Annotated in this window: 14 protein-coding genes; 9 read left to right on the top strand and 5 right to left on the bottom strand. The window is 70.5% G+C overall.

What is annotated here, in order from left to right; genetic code table 11:
* Positions 1–362: 362 nt before the first annotated feature.
* Positions 363–1,622, bottom strand: coding sequence for an SGNH/GDSL hydrolase family protein (locus JAO81_RS43595; protein WP_199545765.1), 1,260 nt, complete (start codon positions 1,620–1,622; stop codon positions 363–365).
* A gap of 23 nt (positions 1,623–1,645) precedes the next feature.
* Positions 1,646–2,233 (bottom strand): TetR/AcrR family transcriptional regulator, encoded by a 588-nt coding sequence (locus JAO81_RS00930; RefSeq protein WP_199545764.1) that lies wholly within the window; start codon positions 2,231–2,233, stop codon positions 1,646–1,648.
* A gap of 118 nt (positions 2,234–2,351) precedes the next feature.
* Here JAO81_RS00930 and JAO81_RS00925 point away from each other — a divergent pair, with 118 nt between their 5' ends.
* The 7 genes from JAO81_RS00925 (at position 2,352) to JAO81_RS00895 (ending at position 12,133) form a co-directional block, all read left to right on the top strand.
* Positions 2,352–3,239 carry a hypothetical protein gene (locus tag JAO81_RS00925; RefSeq protein ID WP_199545763.1) on the top strand — a complete coding sequence of 296 codons (888 nt, stop codon included), beginning with the start codon at positions 2,352–2,354 and terminating at the stop codon, positions 3,237–3,239.
* Between the two features lie 129 nt (positions 3,240–3,368).
* Positions 3,369–5,174 (top strand): acyl-CoA dehydrogenase, encoded by a 1,806-nt coding sequence (locus tag JAO81_RS00920; RefSeq protein ID WP_199545762.1) that lies wholly within the window; start codon positions 3,369–3,371, stop codon positions 5,172–5,174.
* A complete protein-coding gene (locus JAO81_RS00915) occupies positions 5,174–6,601 on the top strand; it encodes an amidase (protein ID WP_199545761.1) in 1,428 nt (475 codons plus the stop codon). Before JAO81_RS00920 ends, JAO81_RS00915 begins: the two co-directional genes overlap by 1 nt.
* A gap of 119 nt (positions 6,602–6,720) precedes the next feature.
* Complete coding sequence (locus JAO81_RS00910; protein ID WP_199545760.1) at positions 6,721–8,289, top strand: ABC transporter substrate-binding protein; 1,569 nt, start codon at positions 6,721–6,723, stop codon at positions 8,287–8,289.
* Between the two features lie 75 nt (positions 8,290–8,364).
* The gene (locus tag JAO81_RS00905) at positions 8,365–9,387 is read left to right on the top strand and encodes an ABC transporter permease (protein ID WP_199545759.1); all 1,023 of its coding nucleotides are present in this window, start codon (positions 8,365–8,367) and stop codon (positions 9,385–9,387) included.
* Positions 9,384–11,231, top strand: a complete 1,848-nt coding sequence (locus JAO81_RS00900) for a dipeptide/oligopeptide/nickel ABC transporter permease/ATP-binding protein (RefSeq protein WP_199545758.1) — start codon at positions 9,384–9,386, stop codon at positions 11,229–11,231. The genes JAO81_RS00905 and JAO81_RS00900 overlap by 4 nt, the downstream gene beginning before the upstream one ends.
* Complete coding sequence (locus JAO81_RS00895; protein WP_199545757.1) at positions 11,228–12,133, top strand: ABC transporter ATP-binding protein; 906 nt, start codon at positions 11,228–11,230, stop codon at positions 12,131–12,133. Before JAO81_RS00900 ends, JAO81_RS00895 begins: the two co-directional genes overlap by 4 nt.
* 19 nt (positions 12,134–12,152) lie before the next feature.
* Here JAO81_RS00895 and JAO81_RS00890 read toward each other — a convergent pair whose 3' ends face one another.
* Positions 12,153–12,902 carry a TIGR00730 family Rossman fold protein gene (locus tag JAO81_RS00890; RefSeq protein WP_199545756.1) on the bottom strand — a complete coding sequence of 250 codons (750 nt, stop codon included), beginning with the start codon at positions 12,900–12,902 and terminating at the stop codon, positions 12,153–12,155.
* Between the two features lie 131 nt (positions 12,903–13,033).
* Positions 13,034–14,137 (bottom strand): succinyl-diaminopimelate desuccinylase, encoded by a 1,104-nt coding sequence (gene dapE, locus JAO81_RS00885; protein ID WP_199545755.1) that lies wholly within the window; start codon positions 14,135–14,137, stop codon positions 13,034–13,036.
* Positions 14,138–14,211: 74 nt separating this feature from the next.
* Between dapE and JAO81_RS00880 the strand changes: the two genes are divergently transcribed.
* On the top strand, positions 14,212–15,141 hold the full coding sequence (locus tag JAO81_RS00880) for a heavy metal transporter (RefSeq protein ID WP_199545754.1): 930 nt from the start codon (positions 14,212–14,214) through the stop codon (positions 15,139–15,141).
* Between the two features lie 370 nt (positions 15,142–15,511).
* Positions 15,512–16,087, top strand: coding sequence for an ATP-binding protein (locus JAO81_RS00875; RefSeq protein WP_199545753.1), 576 nt, complete (start codon positions 15,512–15,514; stop codon positions 16,085–16,087).
* Positions 16,088–16,191: 104 nt separating this feature from the next.
* Here JAO81_RS00875 and JAO81_RS00870 read toward each other — a convergent pair whose 3' ends face one another.
* On the bottom strand, positions 16,192–17,292 hold the full coding sequence (locus JAO81_RS00870) for a bifunctional succinyldiaminopimelate transaminase/glutamate-prephenate aminotransferase (protein ID WP_199545752.1): 1,101 nt from the start codon (positions 17,290–17,292) through the stop codon (positions 16,192–16,194).
* Positions 17,293–17,347: the final 55 nt, after the last annotated feature.

The following is a 17,347-nucleotide window of genomic DNA, read 5'->3' as shown; positions in this document are numbered from 1 at the left end:
TCCCGCCGGTACGCGGCCACGGGTGGGTGGGGTTCCATCCCGCCGGTACGCGGCCACGGGTGGGTGGGGTTCCATCCCGCCGGTACGCGGCCACGGGTGGGTGGGGTTCCATCCCGCCGGTACGCGGCCACGGGTGGGTGGGGTTCCATCCCGCCGGTACGCGGCCACGGGTGGGTGGGGTTTCGTCCCGGCGGTGCGCGGTTGCGGGTGGGTGGGGCTGGGCGACTTCAATCCCGTCGGCTGCCGGGCGGTGGGGTGCGGGGCGGTCGGGGTGCTCTCGCTCAACCCCCTGTCCGCTGCGGATCGGTAGGGCCGCTTGCCCTCAACCACCCGTCCGATACGGGCCGCTGGGCGCGTAGCAGTCAGCCGGGCGCAGGGGCCCGTGGGCGGTGCAAGGGGCCCTGGGGGCCGAAGGTCAGGGGGAGGAAGCGGTGGGCCATGCGTCGGTAGCCGGCGGAGTTGGGGTGCAGGCCGTCCGGGAGGTCGGCGGTGTCGGCCGGGCCGAACAGGTCGGGGCCGTGCACCAAGTGGAGGGTCGCGTCTCCCTCTGCGCGGCGCAACTCGACCTGAGAGGCCAGAAGTTCGCGGATCCGGGTGAGTGACAGGCAGCCGACCGAGGTGTCCGCGGGGCGTTCGATCGCGGTGAAGCGGCTGTCTGGGCCGTAGGGGGTGGGGCCCGGGCGGTCCTCGACGGTCGGGCAGAAGATCGGTGTGAGGATCAGGAGTGGTGTGTGGGGGTGGCCGTCGCGCACCGTGTCGAGGAAGCCGTGGAAGGCCGAGACGAAGGCGCGTTCGCGCATGCTGTCGAAGTTGACGACGTTGATGCCGAGTTCGAGGCTGATCGCGGTCGCGGGCAGGTCCCTGATGGTGCGCGCCATGAACTGGTCGAGGTGGCACTGACCGCCGAGGCCCAGGTTGAGCAGGGAGACGCCGGCCGCGCGCGCCACGGCCGCCGGCCATGACCCGGTCGGGCGGTCGGCCTCGGAGCACTGGCTGATCGAACTGCCGTGGTGCACCCAGAGGGGCCCGGCGGCCGGTGCGGGCCGCAAGGAGGTCCCTTCGGGGATCCGTACGTCGAGCAGCTTCATGGCCGCGGCGACCGGGAACCACAGCTCGATGCGGCGCTCGGTCCCCGCCTCGCCGAGCTCGAACCGCAGGGTCACCGTTCCTGCCGGGCGGACCTGCGTCTCGCGGGTACGGAAGTCGAAGTGGACGACGGTTTCCTGGCGGGTGTGGACGCGCTCGCGCACCGTACCGTCGACGACGAGGTCCAGTGCCGTACCGGCCGACTCCTGGCCCACGGGCACGAGATGGGTGAGCTGGAGGTCGAGTTCAAAGGCCGGGGCGTCGGTGATCGCTTCGAGGCGTACGCCGGAGGGCACCGTACTCATGAAGTCCAGGGTCGGGTCGCCGATCCGCGCCCGGGCCGCGGCGGGCACCCGGTGGAAGGTGACGCCCGCGTCGTCGACGGTGGTCTCGACGGCGCCGACGACGCAGCCGACCGCGGTCTTCAGGGCGGACTTCAGGACGGTCCTCAGGGCGGTCTTCGGGGCGGATTCGACGCCCACGGCTGCGAGCCGGTCGGAATCGCCCACGGCTGCGGGCCGATCGGAATCGCCCACGACCGCAGCCCGGACAGAATCGCTCACGACCGCAGCCCGGTCAGGATGAGGTCGGCGAGTTCTTCGCCGATGTCGGCGGGAGACTTGCGGCCCTCCGGCCGGTACCAGGTGTGCATGGAGTTGGTGAAGCCGAAGACCGACCAGGACGCCACTTCCGGTGAGGCCTTCGACGAGAAGACACCCGCTTCCTGACCGTCCCTGATGACCTGGCGGAAGCCCTCCTGATAGCGGCGCCACTGCTCCTGCATGGCCTGCCAGTGCGGCGAGTCGGCATGGCCGCCCCGGGCGAACACCGCGGACTCCTTGGCGCTGACCGCGGTGTGGGCGACCAGGTCGACGATGATCGTGCGCAGCGTCCGCACCGGGTCGTGCCCCTCGGCCACGATCCGCCGCAGGGACTCCAGTTCGTGCCCGAAGACCTTGCCGTAGATCTCGAAGAGGATCTCGTCCTTGGACTTGAAGTAGTGGTAGAGCGCACCCTTGGTCACGCCCGCCTTGGTCACGATCTCCTGGACGCCGGTGGCGGCGAACCCCTTCGTCGCGAACAGGTCGAGGGAGACGTCGAGGATGCGCCGGCGCACCTCCGGGTCGGGATCTTTGGTGCGGGCCATCGCTGTCCTCCGGGTGCGCTCGCGAGGCGGGTTCTGCGGCCCACATCACAGCGCGGCATCGGAAGAAAGTCAATGCCGACCGGTTGGTATGCCTATGAACTCGTGCTAGAAAGCGGCCATGTTCACCACGCCGCTCGAGCTCTCGGGCCCCCTCAGGTCACCGCGCAACCTGCTGCTCGACCAGACCTACGGGGATCACGCGAGCATCCATGACCCCGCCACCGCACAGCAGTTGGGCGTCGCGGGGGCGGCCGTGGAAGGTCCGACCCACTTCAGCCAGTACGACCCGCTGGCGGCTCGCGTGTGGGGCGAGAAGTGGTTCACCGACGGCTGCCTGAGCGCGCACTTCGAAGCGATCTGCCTCGAAGGGGAGCGGACTCGGGCGACTGCCTCCTTCACGGAAGGCCGGGCGGATATCAGGACATTGAAGGAGGACGGCACGGCCGTCCTGTCCGGCACCGCGACCCTCGGGGACGAACCGACGGCCCTGGACGAGCGGTTGGCCCGGCTCCGCCCCCTGGAGCGGCCCGTGATCTTCGAGGGCTGGACCCCCGGCCGCAAGGGCGCGCGGCCCGAGCACGTCCGGATGGACTTCGACACGCACATGGGCGACCTCTATCCGTTCACGCTGCGCCGCAAGCTGGAGACGATCACCGAGACCAGCCCCTGGTACACCGGCGCGGACAATCCCTGGGGCCGGCCGATCGTGCCGATCGAGATGATCAGCGTGCTTTCGATGGCCACATGGGCCGAGTCCGGCCTGGTCAAGGCCGAGCCGTCGGTCGGGCTCTTCCTGGATCTCCAGATCAGGCTGCTCGGAAGCCCGGTCTTCGTGGACGCGCCCTACACCCTGGAGCGCGAGGTCGTCGCTCTGGGTGAGACCCGGCGGACCGAGACGGCCTGGGTACGCACCACGGTCACGTGCGAGAAGACCGGTTCCGCCGTCGCCGAAGTCCTGCTGCACCAGGGGGTCTTCAAGGAGTCGTACCCCAACTACCCCGCCTGACCAGGTGCGTTCAGGAATGGCCCAGCGGCTCCCAGGTCGATTTTCCAATACCGACCGATCGGTATTGACAAAATTCCCCGCCCCGAGTGTGATGCATGCGATATCTCGCATGCAGTCGAGAGGGTCACCGTGAGTCACTACCGCAGCAATCTGCGCGATCTCCAGTTCAACCTGTTCGAGGTGTTCGGCCTGGACGGCCGGCTCGGCCGTGCGCCCTTCGAGGACATCGACGGCGACACCGCCCGCGCCATCCTCGGCCAGGTCGAGCGGCTCGCCGCGGGGCCCGTGGCCGCGTCGTTCACGGATGGCGACCGCAACCCGCCGGTGTACGACCCGGCGACCTTCTCCGTCACGATGCCGGAAGCGTTCCGCCGCAGTTACCAGGCCTACATGGACGCCGAGTGGTGGCGGCTCGACCTGCCGGCGGAGGCCGGCGGCACCCGCGCGCCGCGCTCGCTGTGGTGGTCGGTCATCGAGCTGGTCCAGGGCGCCCACGCCCCGGTGTACATGTATGGCAGCGGCCCCGGCTTCGGCGGTCTGCTGCACAAGCTCGGCACCCCCGGGCAGGCCCGGATCGGCGACCTCATGATCGAGCGCCGCTGGGGCGCGTCGATGGTCCTCACCGAGCCGGACGCTGGCTCGGATGTGGGATCGGGACGCACCAGAGCGGTCCGGCAGGCCGACGGCAGCTGGCACATCGAGGGGGTGAAGCGCTTCATCACCTCGGGCGAGCACGATCTGGCCGAGAACATCCTGCACTTCGTCCTGGCCAGGCCCGAGGGCGCGCGGCCCGGCACCAAGGGCCTGTCGCTCTTCCTCGTACCGAAGTTCCACTTCGACCCCGAAACCGGCGAACCGGGCGCGCGCAACGGCGTGTTCGCGACGAACGTCGAGCGGAAGATGGGCCTGAAGGTCTCCACCACCTGCGAGCTGACCTTCGGCGGGGAGATACCCGCGGTCGGACAGCTCCTGGGCGAGGTGCACGACGGCATAGCCCAGATGTTCCACGTGATCGAGTCGGCCCGTATGCAGGTGGGCGTCAAGGCGATCGCGACGCTCTCCAGCGGATACCTGCACGCCCTCGCGTACGCGCGGACCCGGGTCCAGGGCGCCGATCTCGCCCGGGCCTCCGACAAGACCGCGCCCCGGGTCACCATCGATCAACACCCCGATGTACGCCGCATGTTGATGCTGCAGAAGGCGTACGCGGAGGGCCTGCGTGCGGTCTATCTCTACACGGCGGACTGGCTCGACCGGGACGACGTGGACGCAAGGACCGCGTCCGCCATGAACGACCTGCTCCTTCCGATCGTCAAGGGCGTCGGCTCCGAGCGCTCCTACGAGCAACTCGCCCTGTCGCTGCAGACGTTCGGCGGCTCCGGCTATCTGCAGGACTATCCGCTCGAGCAATATGTGCGGGACGTCAAGATCGATTCGCTGTACGAGGGCACGACCGGCATCCAGGGCCTGGACTTCTTCTTCCGGAAGATCTCCCGGGACCGCGGTGCCGCACTGTCGATGCTGACCCGGGAGATCCAGGACTTCCTCGTACGGATCGAGGGCGAGGGCCGGCTCAAGACCGAGCGGGCCAAGGTGAACGCCGCGCTCTGCGACGTACGGAGCATGGCCGATGTGATGCTGGCCTGGCAGCAGGAGGCGCGGGAACATCCCGGCGAGGTCTACCGGATCGGGCAGAACACCACCCGGTTCCTGATGAGCGTCGGCGATCTGGTGATCGGCTATCTCCTGCTCCGGCAGGCCTCGGTGGCCCTGGCCGCACTGGACGCCGGATCGGCCGAGAGCGACTTCTACAGCGGCAAGGTCGCCGCCGCCCGCTTCTTCGCCGCCACGGTGCTGCCCGAACTGGCCACCCGGCTCGCCGTGTTGGAACAGACGGACCAGCATCTGATGGACGTGCCGGACGGGGCCTTCTGATGCCGGGCCACAAGCAGGGGCAGCTGCACGAGCTCAGCGCGCTGGAGCAGGCGGCCGCGATACGGGCCGGTGAGCTGAGCCCGGTCGAACTCGTCGAGCACTGCCTCGGGCGGATCGAGAGCCTGAACGAGCTGGTCGGCGCCTTCTCGTACGTGGCCGTTGAGCAGGCCAGGGCCGCGGCGGTGGCGGCGGAGAAGCGGCTCGGCGAGCGGGGCGCCGGCGACGCACTGCCGCCGCTGTTCGGGGTGCCCACCGCGATCAAGGACCTCACCGGCACCAGCGACATGCCGACCACCTTCGGCTCGGCCGCCTTCCGGGGCTTCACACCGCCGGTCGACGCCCACCTGGTCCGGCTCCTTCGCGAGGCGGGCACGATCAGTCTGGGCAAGCTGAACTCCGCCGAGTTCGGGCTCTCCGCCTACTCCGACACCTATGCCGGATCGGCCCGTACGCCCTGGGATCCCACCCGCACCGCGGGCGGATCCAGCGGCGGCTCCGGGGCCGCGGTCGCCGCCGGACTCGTGCCCTTCGCGCACGGCAACGACGCCGGCGGATCCATCCGCGTTCCGGCGAGTGTGTGCGGAGTCTTCGGGTTCAAGGCCTCCCGCGGCCGGATCAGCAACGGTCCGCTCGGGCTCGACCCGGTCGTCCAGCTCTGCCAGGGCCCGTTGTCCCGTACGGTCGCCGACGCCGCGGCGATGCTCGACGCGATGGCCGGTCCGGTGCCGGGCGACCTGTTCTGGGCTCCGCCGCTGCCCGAAGGGGAGAGCTTTCTCGGCTGGTCCCGCCGGGAGCCCGGGAAGCTGCGGATCGGGCGGTTCAGCGATCCGGGCAGCGACGAGGTCGCCGTGCACCCGGATGTCCTCGCCGCGTACGAGAAGGCCACCGAACTGCTCGTATCACTTGGGCACGAGGTCGAGGAGATCGAGCCGCCCTTCGGCCGCGCGATGGTCGAGGAGTTCCAGGACGTCTGGTCCGTACGGTCCCTGCGGGTGCCCGTGGCCGACGAGGAGGCGCTGCTGCCGCTGACCCGGCACTGGCGGGCGCGGGGCAGGTCCGTCAGTTCGGAACGGTTCCTCGGGGCGCTGCAGGACATGCAGCTCCGCGGCACCCAGGCGATGATCGCCACCCAGCGGTACGACGCGGTCCTGAGCCCGACGCTCGCGCTGCCGCCGCAGCGGCCGGAGTGGTTCAAGGAACTCGGTGAAGAGACCGATCTGAAACGTCAGTTCCTGGCCTGCCCCTATCCGGCGGCCCAGAACGTTACCGGCCAGCCCTCGGCGAATGTGCCGCTGCACTGGTCGGACGAGGGCCTGCCGATCGGCGTGATGCTGACGGGCCGGCTCGGCGAGGACGCGCAACTCCTCGCGCTGTGCGCCCAGCTCGAGGCAGCCAGGCCCTGGGCCGCACGGTGGCCCGACCTCTGACGCCGACCGAGGTCACGTCCGCACGTCACGTACTTCCCCACAGCACGCACACCTCCCTCACGCACACCTCTATCCAGCGGTCTCGCATTCGCGCATACGCGCACATCAGGAGGCTCCAAATGGCACGTGTCCCCCTCGCTGCGGGCGTCTGCACCCTGGCCCTCGGCCTGGCCGTGACGGGCTGCACCACCTCGGCCGACTCCACCGGCGGCGGCAAGGACGGTGGCAAGAAGGTCAAGGCCACCCTCGCGATGTCCTCCGACCCGACCAGCCTGGACCCGAACCTGGGCACCGTGGCGGCCGACTTCGTCTTCGCGCGGATGCTCAACGACCAGCTGGTCCGCCGCGACGACAAGGGCGAGATCATCCCCGGCCTCGCGTCCGAGTGGAAGGCCGACCCGACGTCCGCGGAGTTCACGCTCCGCAAGGACGCCAAGTGCACCGACGGTACGAAGGTGACCGCGTCCGGTGTGGCCGAGGTGCTGACCCGGTTCGCCGACCCGGCCACCAAGTCGACGGCGGCGAGCCAGGTGTTCGGACCGGGCGCGAAGGTCACCGCGACCGGCGACGACGCCGCCGGCAAGGTCTCCGTCACGCTCGACAAGCCCTGGTCGGACCTGCTGTACGGGCTCGCGCTTCCGCAGGCCGGCATCGTCTGCCCGGCTGCCCTGGACAAGCCGGAGCTGCTCAAGTCCGGCAAGAAGGGCGCCGGTACGGGCGCGTACTACATGGAGTCCGCGAAGCCCGGCACCAGCTACACGCTGACCGCGGTCAAGGGTTACGACGGCTGGGCGACGTACAAGAACATGCCGAAGGGCACCGTGCCCGACACCGTCGAGATGCCGGTCATCCAGTCCGAGGCCACGATGGCGAACAACCTCGCGGCGGGCACGCTCGACTACGCGGCCTTCACCGGTCCGGACGTCGCCCGCTTCGTCAAGGACAAGCGGTTCACGATCAACCCGGCGCCGATCATCCGCATGATGGTGGTCTTCAACGAGCGCGAGGGCCACCCGGGCGCCGACCCGAAGGTCCGCGAGGCGATCGCCAAGGCCCTGGACCGCAAGGCCTTCAACCAGGCCGTCACGCGCGGCACCGGCACGCTGATGGCCAGCATCACCGACGGCAGCGTGCCCTGTGCCAACAAGGACGAGTCGCTGCTCGCCAAGACGGACGTGGCCGCGGCCAAGGGCACCCTTAAGGGCGTCAAGATCAAGCTCGTCGGTACGAACGCGGTCGCGGGCGGTTCCGGCAACGACTACGTGCAGGCCGCGCTCAAGGCCGCCGGGGCCGATGTCTCCCTCCGTAATGCCGACAGCGCCACGTGGGGCAACGACGTCATCAGCAACAGGGGCGACTGGGACCTCACGATCCTGCCGAACCTCAATCTGACGAACCTGCTGACCACCCCGGCCAGCCTGTTCCTGGGCCCGGACCCGGCGGACGGCGGCCGCAACTTCCCCGGCGTCGACAACAAGGGCTTCGCGAAGGGCTTCGGCGAGGCGATGGCCACCACCGACGAGACCGCGAAGTGCGCCGCGTGGGGCGACGCCCAGAAGTCGCTGCTCGGCAGCCACGACGTGGTGCCACTCGCGACGGTGAACCTCAACTACACCACCGCCGCCCGGATTTCGATCGCCGCCCCCGACGGACTGCTCGCGCCGGAGACGGTGCGCGTCACCGAGTAGGACGCAGTCCAGCGGCACCCGGACCGGCCGGGGCGGCGTTGCCCCGGCCGGTTTCTTCCCCAGGTGAGGAGAGTCGTGGAGACTCTGATCGCATCCCCCAAGGCGCCTGAGCCACCCAAGGCCTGCACGCCGAAGACCGTCAGGTCGCCCTGGCCGCGGTTCCTGCTCGGCCGTCTCGCCGGCCTCGCGGGTGTGCTCGTCATGCTGGTCGCCGGCACGTTCCTGATCGTCCAGCTGATCCCGGGCGACCCCGCCCAGGTGATGGCCGGCCCCGATGCCAGTCAGGCGCAGGTCGAGCGGATCCGGCAGGAACAGGGCCTGGACCAGCCGCTGTTCACCCAGTTCACGGACTATGCGGGCGGTCTGCTGGGGGGTGATCTCGGTACGTCCTTCAGCAGCGGTCTCCCGGTCTCCGAGATCATCGCCAACCGGCTCCCCTTCACCGCCCAGATCGCGCTGCTCGCCGTAGTGATCGCCCTCGCCGTCAGCGTCCCGCTGGGGATGGCGGTCGCGGTGGCCTGCCGGGGCGGCCGCCGCAAGGCGCTCGACACGGCGTTCACCTCGGTGACCGCGGTCCTGGGCTCGATCCCCGAGTTCGTGCTCGCGACGCTCCTGATCATGTTCTTCGCGATCAAGCTCAACCTGTTCCCGCCCTCGGGCGCCGCCACCCTCGACTCGATGGTCCTGCCGATCCTCGCCCTGACCATCGCGCCGATCTGCACGCTGGCCCGTGTGGTGCGGCGCGAGACGGCGGCCGTGCTCTCCATGGACTACATGCGCACCGCAAAGGGCCGCCGCCTCAAGGCACTTCGGCTCTACGCACGTCACGCGCTGCCGAATCTGATGACCAGCACCCTGACGCTCGGCGGCCTGGTCCTGACCGGACTGCTCGGCGGCGCGGTGATCGTCGAGTTCGTCTTCGCCTGGCCCGGACTCGGTACGGGCGTCCTCGACGCCCTCGTCAAGCGCGACTACCCGGTGATCCAGGGCGTCGTGCTGCTGCTCGGCGTCCTGGCCACCCTTCTCAATCTGCTCGTGGACGTCGTGCTCGGCCTCCTCGACCCCCGCAGCCTCCGCGGAAAGGCGGGCGACGCATGAGGAAGCAGCTGCGCAGGTCTCCCGCGCTGACGCTCGGTCTGGCCGGGCTCGCGCTCTTCGTGGCCCTCGGCATCATCGCCCCGTACATCTGGGGCGAGAGGGCCGAAACCCTCACCGACCAGACCCACTTGGCGGCCTCCGCCGAGCACTGGTTCGGCACCGACGCGCTCGGCCGTGACATCTTCGCCCGGACGATGGTCGCGACCCGGCTGACCCTGCTTATGTGCCTGGCCACCACCGCCATCGCCGCGGTAGGCGGGATCGGTTTCGGCGCGGCGATCTGGGTCGCGGGCCCCCGCGTACGGGCGCTCGGGCAGCGCGTGATCGACGTACTGATCTCGTATCCCAGCGTCATCTTCGCCCTGGTCATGGTGGCGATCCTCGGCCCCGGCGTGGGCACCTCGATCGTCGCGATCGGTCTGGCGACCTGCCCAGCCTTCGCCCGGCTCACCACCAATCTGGCCGCGTCCATCGCGGGCCGGGACTTCGTCTCCACCGCCCGGCTGCTCGGTGTCTCGCCGGCCCGGCTCCTTCGCCGGCACATCCTGCCGAACATCGCGGAGCCGCTGCTCGTGCTGCTCTCGGTGGCCTTCACCATCTCCCTGAAGGCGCTGTCCGGGCTCTCCTTCCTCGGGGTCGGGGTGCAGGCGCCGGACTACGACTGGGGATCCGTACTGAACAAGGGACTCGAGGGCATCTACCTCAACCCCTGGCCGGCGCTCGGCCCGTCCCTCGTGATCATCCTCGCCGGGTTGGCCGGCGGTCTGATCGGCGACGGGCTCGCGGCCGCGGTCAACCCGGCCGCCGGGCGGGGGCGCGGGTACCGGGCCACGGTCGAGTCGGTCACGGCCGTGCCCTCGTACGACGAGCGTGCGCTCGCCGTGGCCGACCGGCTCAGCGTCGTCCTGCCCGACGGCACCCGGCTGGTCGACGAGGTCTCCTTCGCCATCGAGCCGGGCGAAGTCCTCGGCCTGGTGGGCGAGTCGGGCTCGGGCAAGAGCCTGACGGCGATGGCGCTGGCCAAGCTGCTGCCGGACGAGCTCACGGCGGTGGCGGGCACGCTCAAGGTGGGCGATCTGGATCTGAACGGGAAGCCTCCGGCGTCCAGGCTGGCCACCGAGATCGGCATCGTCTACCAGGACCCCTCGGCCTCGTTCAACCCCACGCTCAAGCTCGGCGGTCAGCTCACCGAGGCGCTGCGGACCCATGGCCGTACGTCCAGGAAGGCCGCCGCACAGCTGGCCGTCGGCCAACTGGCCGCGGCCCGTGTGACATTGCCCGAGCAGCGCCTCAAGCAGTACCCGCACGAGCTGTCCGGCGGCATGCGGCAACGGGCGATGATCGCCTCGGCGCTGCTCACCTCGCCGAAGCTGCTGATCGCGGACGAGCCCACCACCGCACTCGACGTCACCGTCCAGGCCGAGGTGCTCGGGCTGCTGCGCGAGGCCAACGAGCGCGACGGCACCGCGATCCTGCTGATCTCGCACGACGTCGGCGTGATCTCCGCGATCTGCGACCGGGTCGTCGTCATGTACGCGGGCCGGATCGTGGAGACGCTGCCCATCGAGCGGCTGCGCGCGGGGGACGCCGATCACCCGTATACGCAGGCCCTGTTGGCCGCCACGCCCACGCTGCACTCGGCGGTCGACGAGCCGCTGTCCTCGATACCCGGCCGGCCGCCGCACCCGGCGAGCCGCCCGGCGGGCTGCGCCTTCGCGCCGCGCTGTCCGCTGGCCCGGCAGCAGTGCCACGACGAACTGCCGCTCCTGGCCGTCCACGGCACAGGCGCCACCGCCTGCCACGCGCTCACCTGGGACAAGCAGGACGAGGAGGTCGTCGCATGACCGACGCGATACGGGAGGGCGAGGCCGTGGCCGATGCCGTGAACCACGGGGCCGGGACCGATGCTGTGACCCCCGGGGCCGGGACCGATGCCGTCGACCCCGGGGCCGGAACCGATGCCGTCGACCACGGGAGCGCGCCCGCCGCCGTGCTCGAAGTCCAGGACCTGGATGTCGCCTTCGGCAAGCACCACGTCCTCAAGCGGGTCTCGCTGACTGTCCCGCAGGGCCGCACGCTCGGTCTCGTCGGCGAATCGGGGTCGGGCAAGTCCACGCTGGCCAAAGCGGTCGTCGGCCTGGTCAAACCGGTCGGCGGACGGATCCTGCTCGACGGCGTGGACCTCACGCACACCAGGCGGACCGTCGCGGTACGCCGCCGGGTGCAGATGATCCCGCAGGACCCGTACTCCTCGCTGAACCCGCGAATGACCATCGGCGAGACCCTCGCCGAGGCGCTCGATCCGCGGCGCGCGAGCGTCAAGAAGCAGCGCCCGCAGATCGAGGCGCTGCTCAACCGCGTCGCCCTCGACGGCGAGGCCACCGCCCGCTATCCGCAGGAGTTCTCCGGCGGCCAGCGCCAACGGATCGCCGTGGCACGCGCGTTGGCGGTACGTCCCGCGCTGATCATCGCGGACGAGGTCACCTCGGCGCTCGACACCTCGGTGCAGGCCGAGGTGCTCGGTGTCCTGCGGGAGCTGCGCCGCGAACTCGATCTGACGATGCTGTTCATCTCCCACGACCTGGCCGTGGTCCGCCACGTCTGCGACGAGGTGGCGGTGCTGCAACACGGTGAACTGGTCGAAGTCGCCGCGCGGGAAGACCTGTTCGCCGCCCCGCAGCACCCCTACACGCGGCTGCTGCTCGACAGCGTCCCCGACGGCGGGCCCCTGCGTACGGTCGCCTGAGCCCGCCGGGAGCGGTCGGCTACTTGCCCGTCTCCTTGGTCACCAGCGCGACGGCCTCGTCGACGCTGTCCGTCACGTGGAAGAGCAGGAGGTCCTTCTCGGAGGCCTTGCCCTGGGCGATCACCGTGTCCCGCAGCCAGTCGACCAGACCGCTCCAGTACGCCGTACCGAAGAGCACGATCGGGAACTTGGTGACCTTCCGCGTCTGGACCAGGGTCAGCGCCTCGAAGAGCTCGTCGAGGGTGCCGAGGCCGCCGGGCAGCACCACGAAGCCCTGCGCGTACTTCACGAACATCATCTTGCGCACGAAGAAGTAGCGGAAGTTGACCCCGATGTCGACATGCGGGTTGAGGCCCTGCTCGAAGGGAAGCTCGATGCCGAGGCCGACGGAGACGCCCTCGGCCTCGCGTGCCCCCTTGTTCGCGGCCTCCATCGCGCCGGGTCCGCCGCCGGTGATCACGGCGAAGCCGGCCTCGACGAGGGCCCGGCCGATCGCGACCCCCGCTTCGTACTCCGGGGTGTCGGCCGGGGTTCTGGCCGAGCCGAACACGCTGATCGCGCTGGGAAGTTCGGCAAGGGCGCCGAAGCCCTCGACGAACTCCGACTGGATCCGCATCACCCGCCAGGGATCGGTGTGCACCCACTCCGAGTCACCCTCGGTGTCGAGCAGGCGCCGGTCGGTGGTGTCGGACGTGACCTGATCCCGTCGCCGCACCACCGGGCCGAGGTACTGCTCCTCCGGCGGACCCTGCGCTTCCGGATTGCCCATGACCTTCTCCCTTCCACTGACGGCCTTGCGGTCGTTCGTGATCAGAGTAGGTCGAAGTCGGTGACCGGTGACGGAATTGTGCGGGTAGGCGGGGTTACCGCTTGGGGCCTGGCCCCTCGCCCCCAGGAGGGCTAATCGCTGAGCCAGGCCCGGAGCGCCTTCTCGCCCTCCAGGATCTTGGCCGTGTCCACGCGCTCGTCGACCTTGTGGGCATAGATCGGGTTGCCCGGGCCGAAGTTCACGGCGGGTACACCCAGGGCGCTGAAGCGGGCGACGTCCGTCCAGCCGAACTTCGGGCGCGGCTCGCCGCCGACGGCTTCGGCGAAGGCCGCTGCGACGGGGTGGGTGAGTCCGGGGCGTGCGCCGCCCGAGTGGTCGTCGACCACGAACTCGTCGACGTCGCAGTCCGCGAAGAAGTCCCGTACGAAGGCGAGGGCGTCGTCCATGCTGCGGTCGGGTGCGTAGCGGAAGTTGACCACCAGGGTGGCCTCGTCCGGGATCACGTTGCCCGCGACGCCGCCTTCCACGCGTACGGCATTGAGGCCTTCGTGGAACCGCAGCCCGTCGACCACCGGCGTGCGCGGCTCGTACGCGGCCAGGGCGGCCAGGGCCTTCGAGGCACGGTGGATGGCATTGCTGCCCATCCAGGCGCGCGCCGAGTGCGCCCGCTCCCCCTTGAACTTGAGGAAGACCCTCAAGGTGCCCTGGCAGCCGCCCTCGACCAGGCCCTCGGTGCCTTCGAGCAGGATCGCGAAGTCGCCCGCGAGCCAGTCGGGGTGGGCCTCGGAGACCTTGCCCAGACCGTTGAGGTGGGCGGCGACCTCTTCGTTGTCGTAGAAGACGAAGGTCAGGTCGCGGTTGGGCGCGGGCACGGTCCGCGCGATGCGCAGCTGGACCGCGACGCCGGCCTTCATGTCGCTGGTGCCGCAGCCCCACAGGGTGCCGTCCTCGTCGAGACGGCTCGGCACGTTGTCCGCGATCGGGACGGTGTCGATATGGCCGGCCAGGATGACGCGCTCGCCGTGGCCGAGCTGCGTACGGGCCACGATGTTGTTGCCGAAACGGTCGACCGTGAGGTGCGGCAGCGCACGCAGCGCCAGCTCGATCGCGTCGGCGAGCGGCTTCTCCGAGCCGCTGGGCGAGGCGAAGTCGACGAGCTGAGCGGTGAGCTGAGCAGCGTCGAGGTCCAGGTCGAGGGCGGTCGGCTGGGCGGAAGAGGTGTGCTGGTCGGCCATAGTGGCGAGCCTAACGTCCGGCTCGGACAGGGACTGTGCCCGTCTGCCCGTTGGACTCCAGTACGGTGGTCCGCGTGCCTGGTCCCTCCCCCGCCGTCGCAGGCCGCGGCCGTTTCCTCCGGTTCGGCGCGGCCCTTGTCGTGCTGCTCGGACTCGCCGGGTATCTGGTGGTCCAGTACGAGGGCGGCGGCAGGCCCGCACCGCGCTGCACGGTGATCGGCGCGGGCGGCGCCTCGTACGAGATGACATACGAGCAGGCCGAGAACGCGGCGACGATCTCCGCCGTCGGCACCTCGCGCAAGATGCCCGAACGGGCCGTGACCATCGCCCTCGCGACCGCCCTCCAGGAGTCCGGGCTGCGCAACATCGACCACGGCGACCGCGACTCGGTCGGCCTCTTCCAGCAGCGGCCCTCGCAGGGCTGGGGCACGATCGCGCAGATCATGGACCCGGTGTACTCGGCCGGGAAGTTCTACGACGGTCTCAAGGACGTGCCCGGCTACTCACGGCTTCCGCTGACGGTCGCCGCGCAGAAGGTGCAGCGCAGCGGTTTCCCGCAGGCGTACGCCAAGCACGAGCCGGATGCCGCGCTGCTCGCCGCCGCGCTCACCGGGCGGGCCGCGGGCTCGCTGAAGTGCGAGGGTCCGGCGGCCGCGCAGGCCGGCGACCCGGCGAAGGTGCGCAAGGCGCTCGAGCGGGACTTCGGGCGCGGGGTGCTGCCCCGTACGGAGGCGGCCGGCGCGGAGGTCACGGACGACGCGAAGGCCGCCGAACGGCGGCGCACGGTGAACGTGCCGGTGACGGGCGGCGACGAGCGGCGCGGCTGGGAGCTCGCGCAGTGGGCGGTGGCGCAGGCCTCGGCACTGCGGCTCGAGCGGGTCGTGTTCGACGGGCGCGAGTGGGTCGCGGGCGAGAACGACGGGCAGTGGCGTGATACCGGGTCCGGGTCCGGGTCCGACAAGGGCTCCGGCGCGGCCGAGGTCCTGATCGTCACCGCCGCCTGATCCCCTTCCCGCTCCGTTCACCGCCCCTGAACGTCAGCGGGCAGCCGTGCGGGCGTTCACTCGCAGGGGTTAGCCCGGCGGCGTACGCACGACCCTTGGGACCAGTTTTTCTACGCACAGTCCCCTAGTCCTCAAATCCCTTGAGAACAAAGGGAAGTGGCGCATCGAGAGGCTCCCACGAAGGGCCGATTTTGCCCGGATTTCGCCGCAGACGATGATGCGACGCATTACCAACTCTTTACGTTGCCGGACCGCAACCTTCCCGCGCTTCGAGCGGTAGTCACGGCGTCCGTACGCCAGATGCGGCAGTCCGAAAGCCGGATGCGGCAGGACGCACAACGTTCTACTTTCCCCGTCCAAAAGGAGCATCATGTCCCTCCCCCTGACCCGTCGGATCGCCCGTGCCGCGCTGCTCACCGCAGCGGGAGCGGCCTCCGCGGTCGGTGCGGCCGGCTCCGCGAGCGCCGTCGACCTCCCGGCCGCACCCGACCTCGGCGGGCTGACCGCCCTGGACGGCGCCGGCCTCGGCGACACCATCGACAACGCGGCACAGAACGTCTCGGGTCTCGCGGGCGATGCCGGTTCCAAGGCCGTCAAGAAGGCCGTGCCGACCGCGGGCAAGACCGTCGGCAAGGCCGGCAAGACCGCCACGCCCGCCGTGCAGAAGGCCGCCGGTGAGGTCGCGGGCAGCGCAGGCGAGGTGCTCGGCGAGAGCGCCAAGGCCGCGACCGAGGACGGTCTGCCGATCGTGGGCGCGGGTCTGCCCACCGACTCGCTCACCAAGGGCGGTCTGCCGACCGACGCCGTGACCAAGGGTGGTCTGCCCACCGACTCGCTGACCAAGGGCGGCCTCCCCACGGACGGCCTGACCAAGGGCGGTCTCCCGGTCGCCGGTGGCGGTCTGCCCACCGACGGTCTGATGGGCGGCCTGCCGCTCGGCGGCTGACCCGTCCGCGTCTCCACGCGAAAGGGGCCTGGGATCAACTCCCGGGCCCCTTCGGCGTGTTCAGGTCTTCCGCGTATTCAGGTCTTCCGCGTGTTCAGTGAAGATCAGCCCTTACGGAGCCGCTCCACCGCCGCCGCGACCCGCTCGTCCGTGGCCGTGAACGCCACGCGGACGAAGCGTTCCCCCGCCGTGCCGTAGAAGTCGCCGGGCGCGACCAGGATGCCCAGCCGGGCGAGACGGCCGACGGTGTCCCAGCAGTTCTCGTCGCGGGTGGCCCACAGATAGAGGCTGGCCTCGCTGTGCTCGATACGGAAACCGTGCGCGGTCAGCGCGTCCCGCAGCGCCTCGCGCCGGGCCGCGTAACGGGCGCGCTGCTCGCTCACGTGCGCGTCGTCGCCGAGCGCGACGGCGGCCGCGGCCTGGACGGGGGCGGCGGTCATCATGCCGCCGTGCTTGCGGATCTGCAGCAGGTCGTGCAGGCGGCTCTCGTCGCCCGCGAGGAACGCGAAGCGGTAGCCGGCCAGGTTGGAGCGCTTGGAGAGCGAGTGCACCGCGATCAGGCCCTCGTACGAGCCGCCGCAGACCTCGGGGTGCAGCACGCTGACCGGCTCCGCCTCCCAGCCGAGCTCCAGGTAGCACTCGTCGGAGACGACGAGGATGCCGTGCTCACGGGCCCAGGCCACGATCCGGATCAGCTCGTCCTTGGCGAGGACGCGGCCGGTCGGGTTGGAGGGCGAGTTGAGCCACAGGAGCTTGAGGTTGGTGGGGTCCAGCTCCGTCGGGTCGTCGTACGCCACGTAGTCCGCGCGGGCCAGGCGTGCGCCCACCTCGTACGTCGGGTATGCGAGCCGGGGGTACGCGACCTTGTCGCCCGGGCCGAGACCCAGCTGGGTCGGCAGCCAGGCCACCAGCTCCTTGGAGCCGACGGTCGGCAGGACATTGCGATGCGTGAACCCGCGGGCCCCCAGGCGCCGTTCGCACCAGCCGACGAGCGCGTCCCGCAGCTCGGCCGTGCCCCACACCGTCGGATAGCCCGGCGAGTCCGCCGCGGCCACGAGGGCTTTCCGGATCAGTTCGGGCACCGGGTCCACCGGGGTGCCGACCGAGAGGTCGACGATGCCGTCCGCGTGGGCGGCGGCGGTGGCCTTGTACGGCTCGAGCTTGTCCCAGGGGAACACGGGCAGACGGTCGGAGACGGCGCTCACGGGGTGCTCACTTTCTCGTACGTACGAAAACGCCTCGGTCCCGTACGGCAGTTCG

The organism is Streptomyces sp. N35, from assembly GCF_016464295.1.
Lineage (GTDB): Bacteria > Actinomycetota > Actinomycetes > Streptomycetales > Streptomycetaceae > Streptomyces.
The sequence above is the reverse complement of the archived record's forward strand: the minus strand, read 5'-3'. Positions and strand labels throughout refer to the sequence as shown.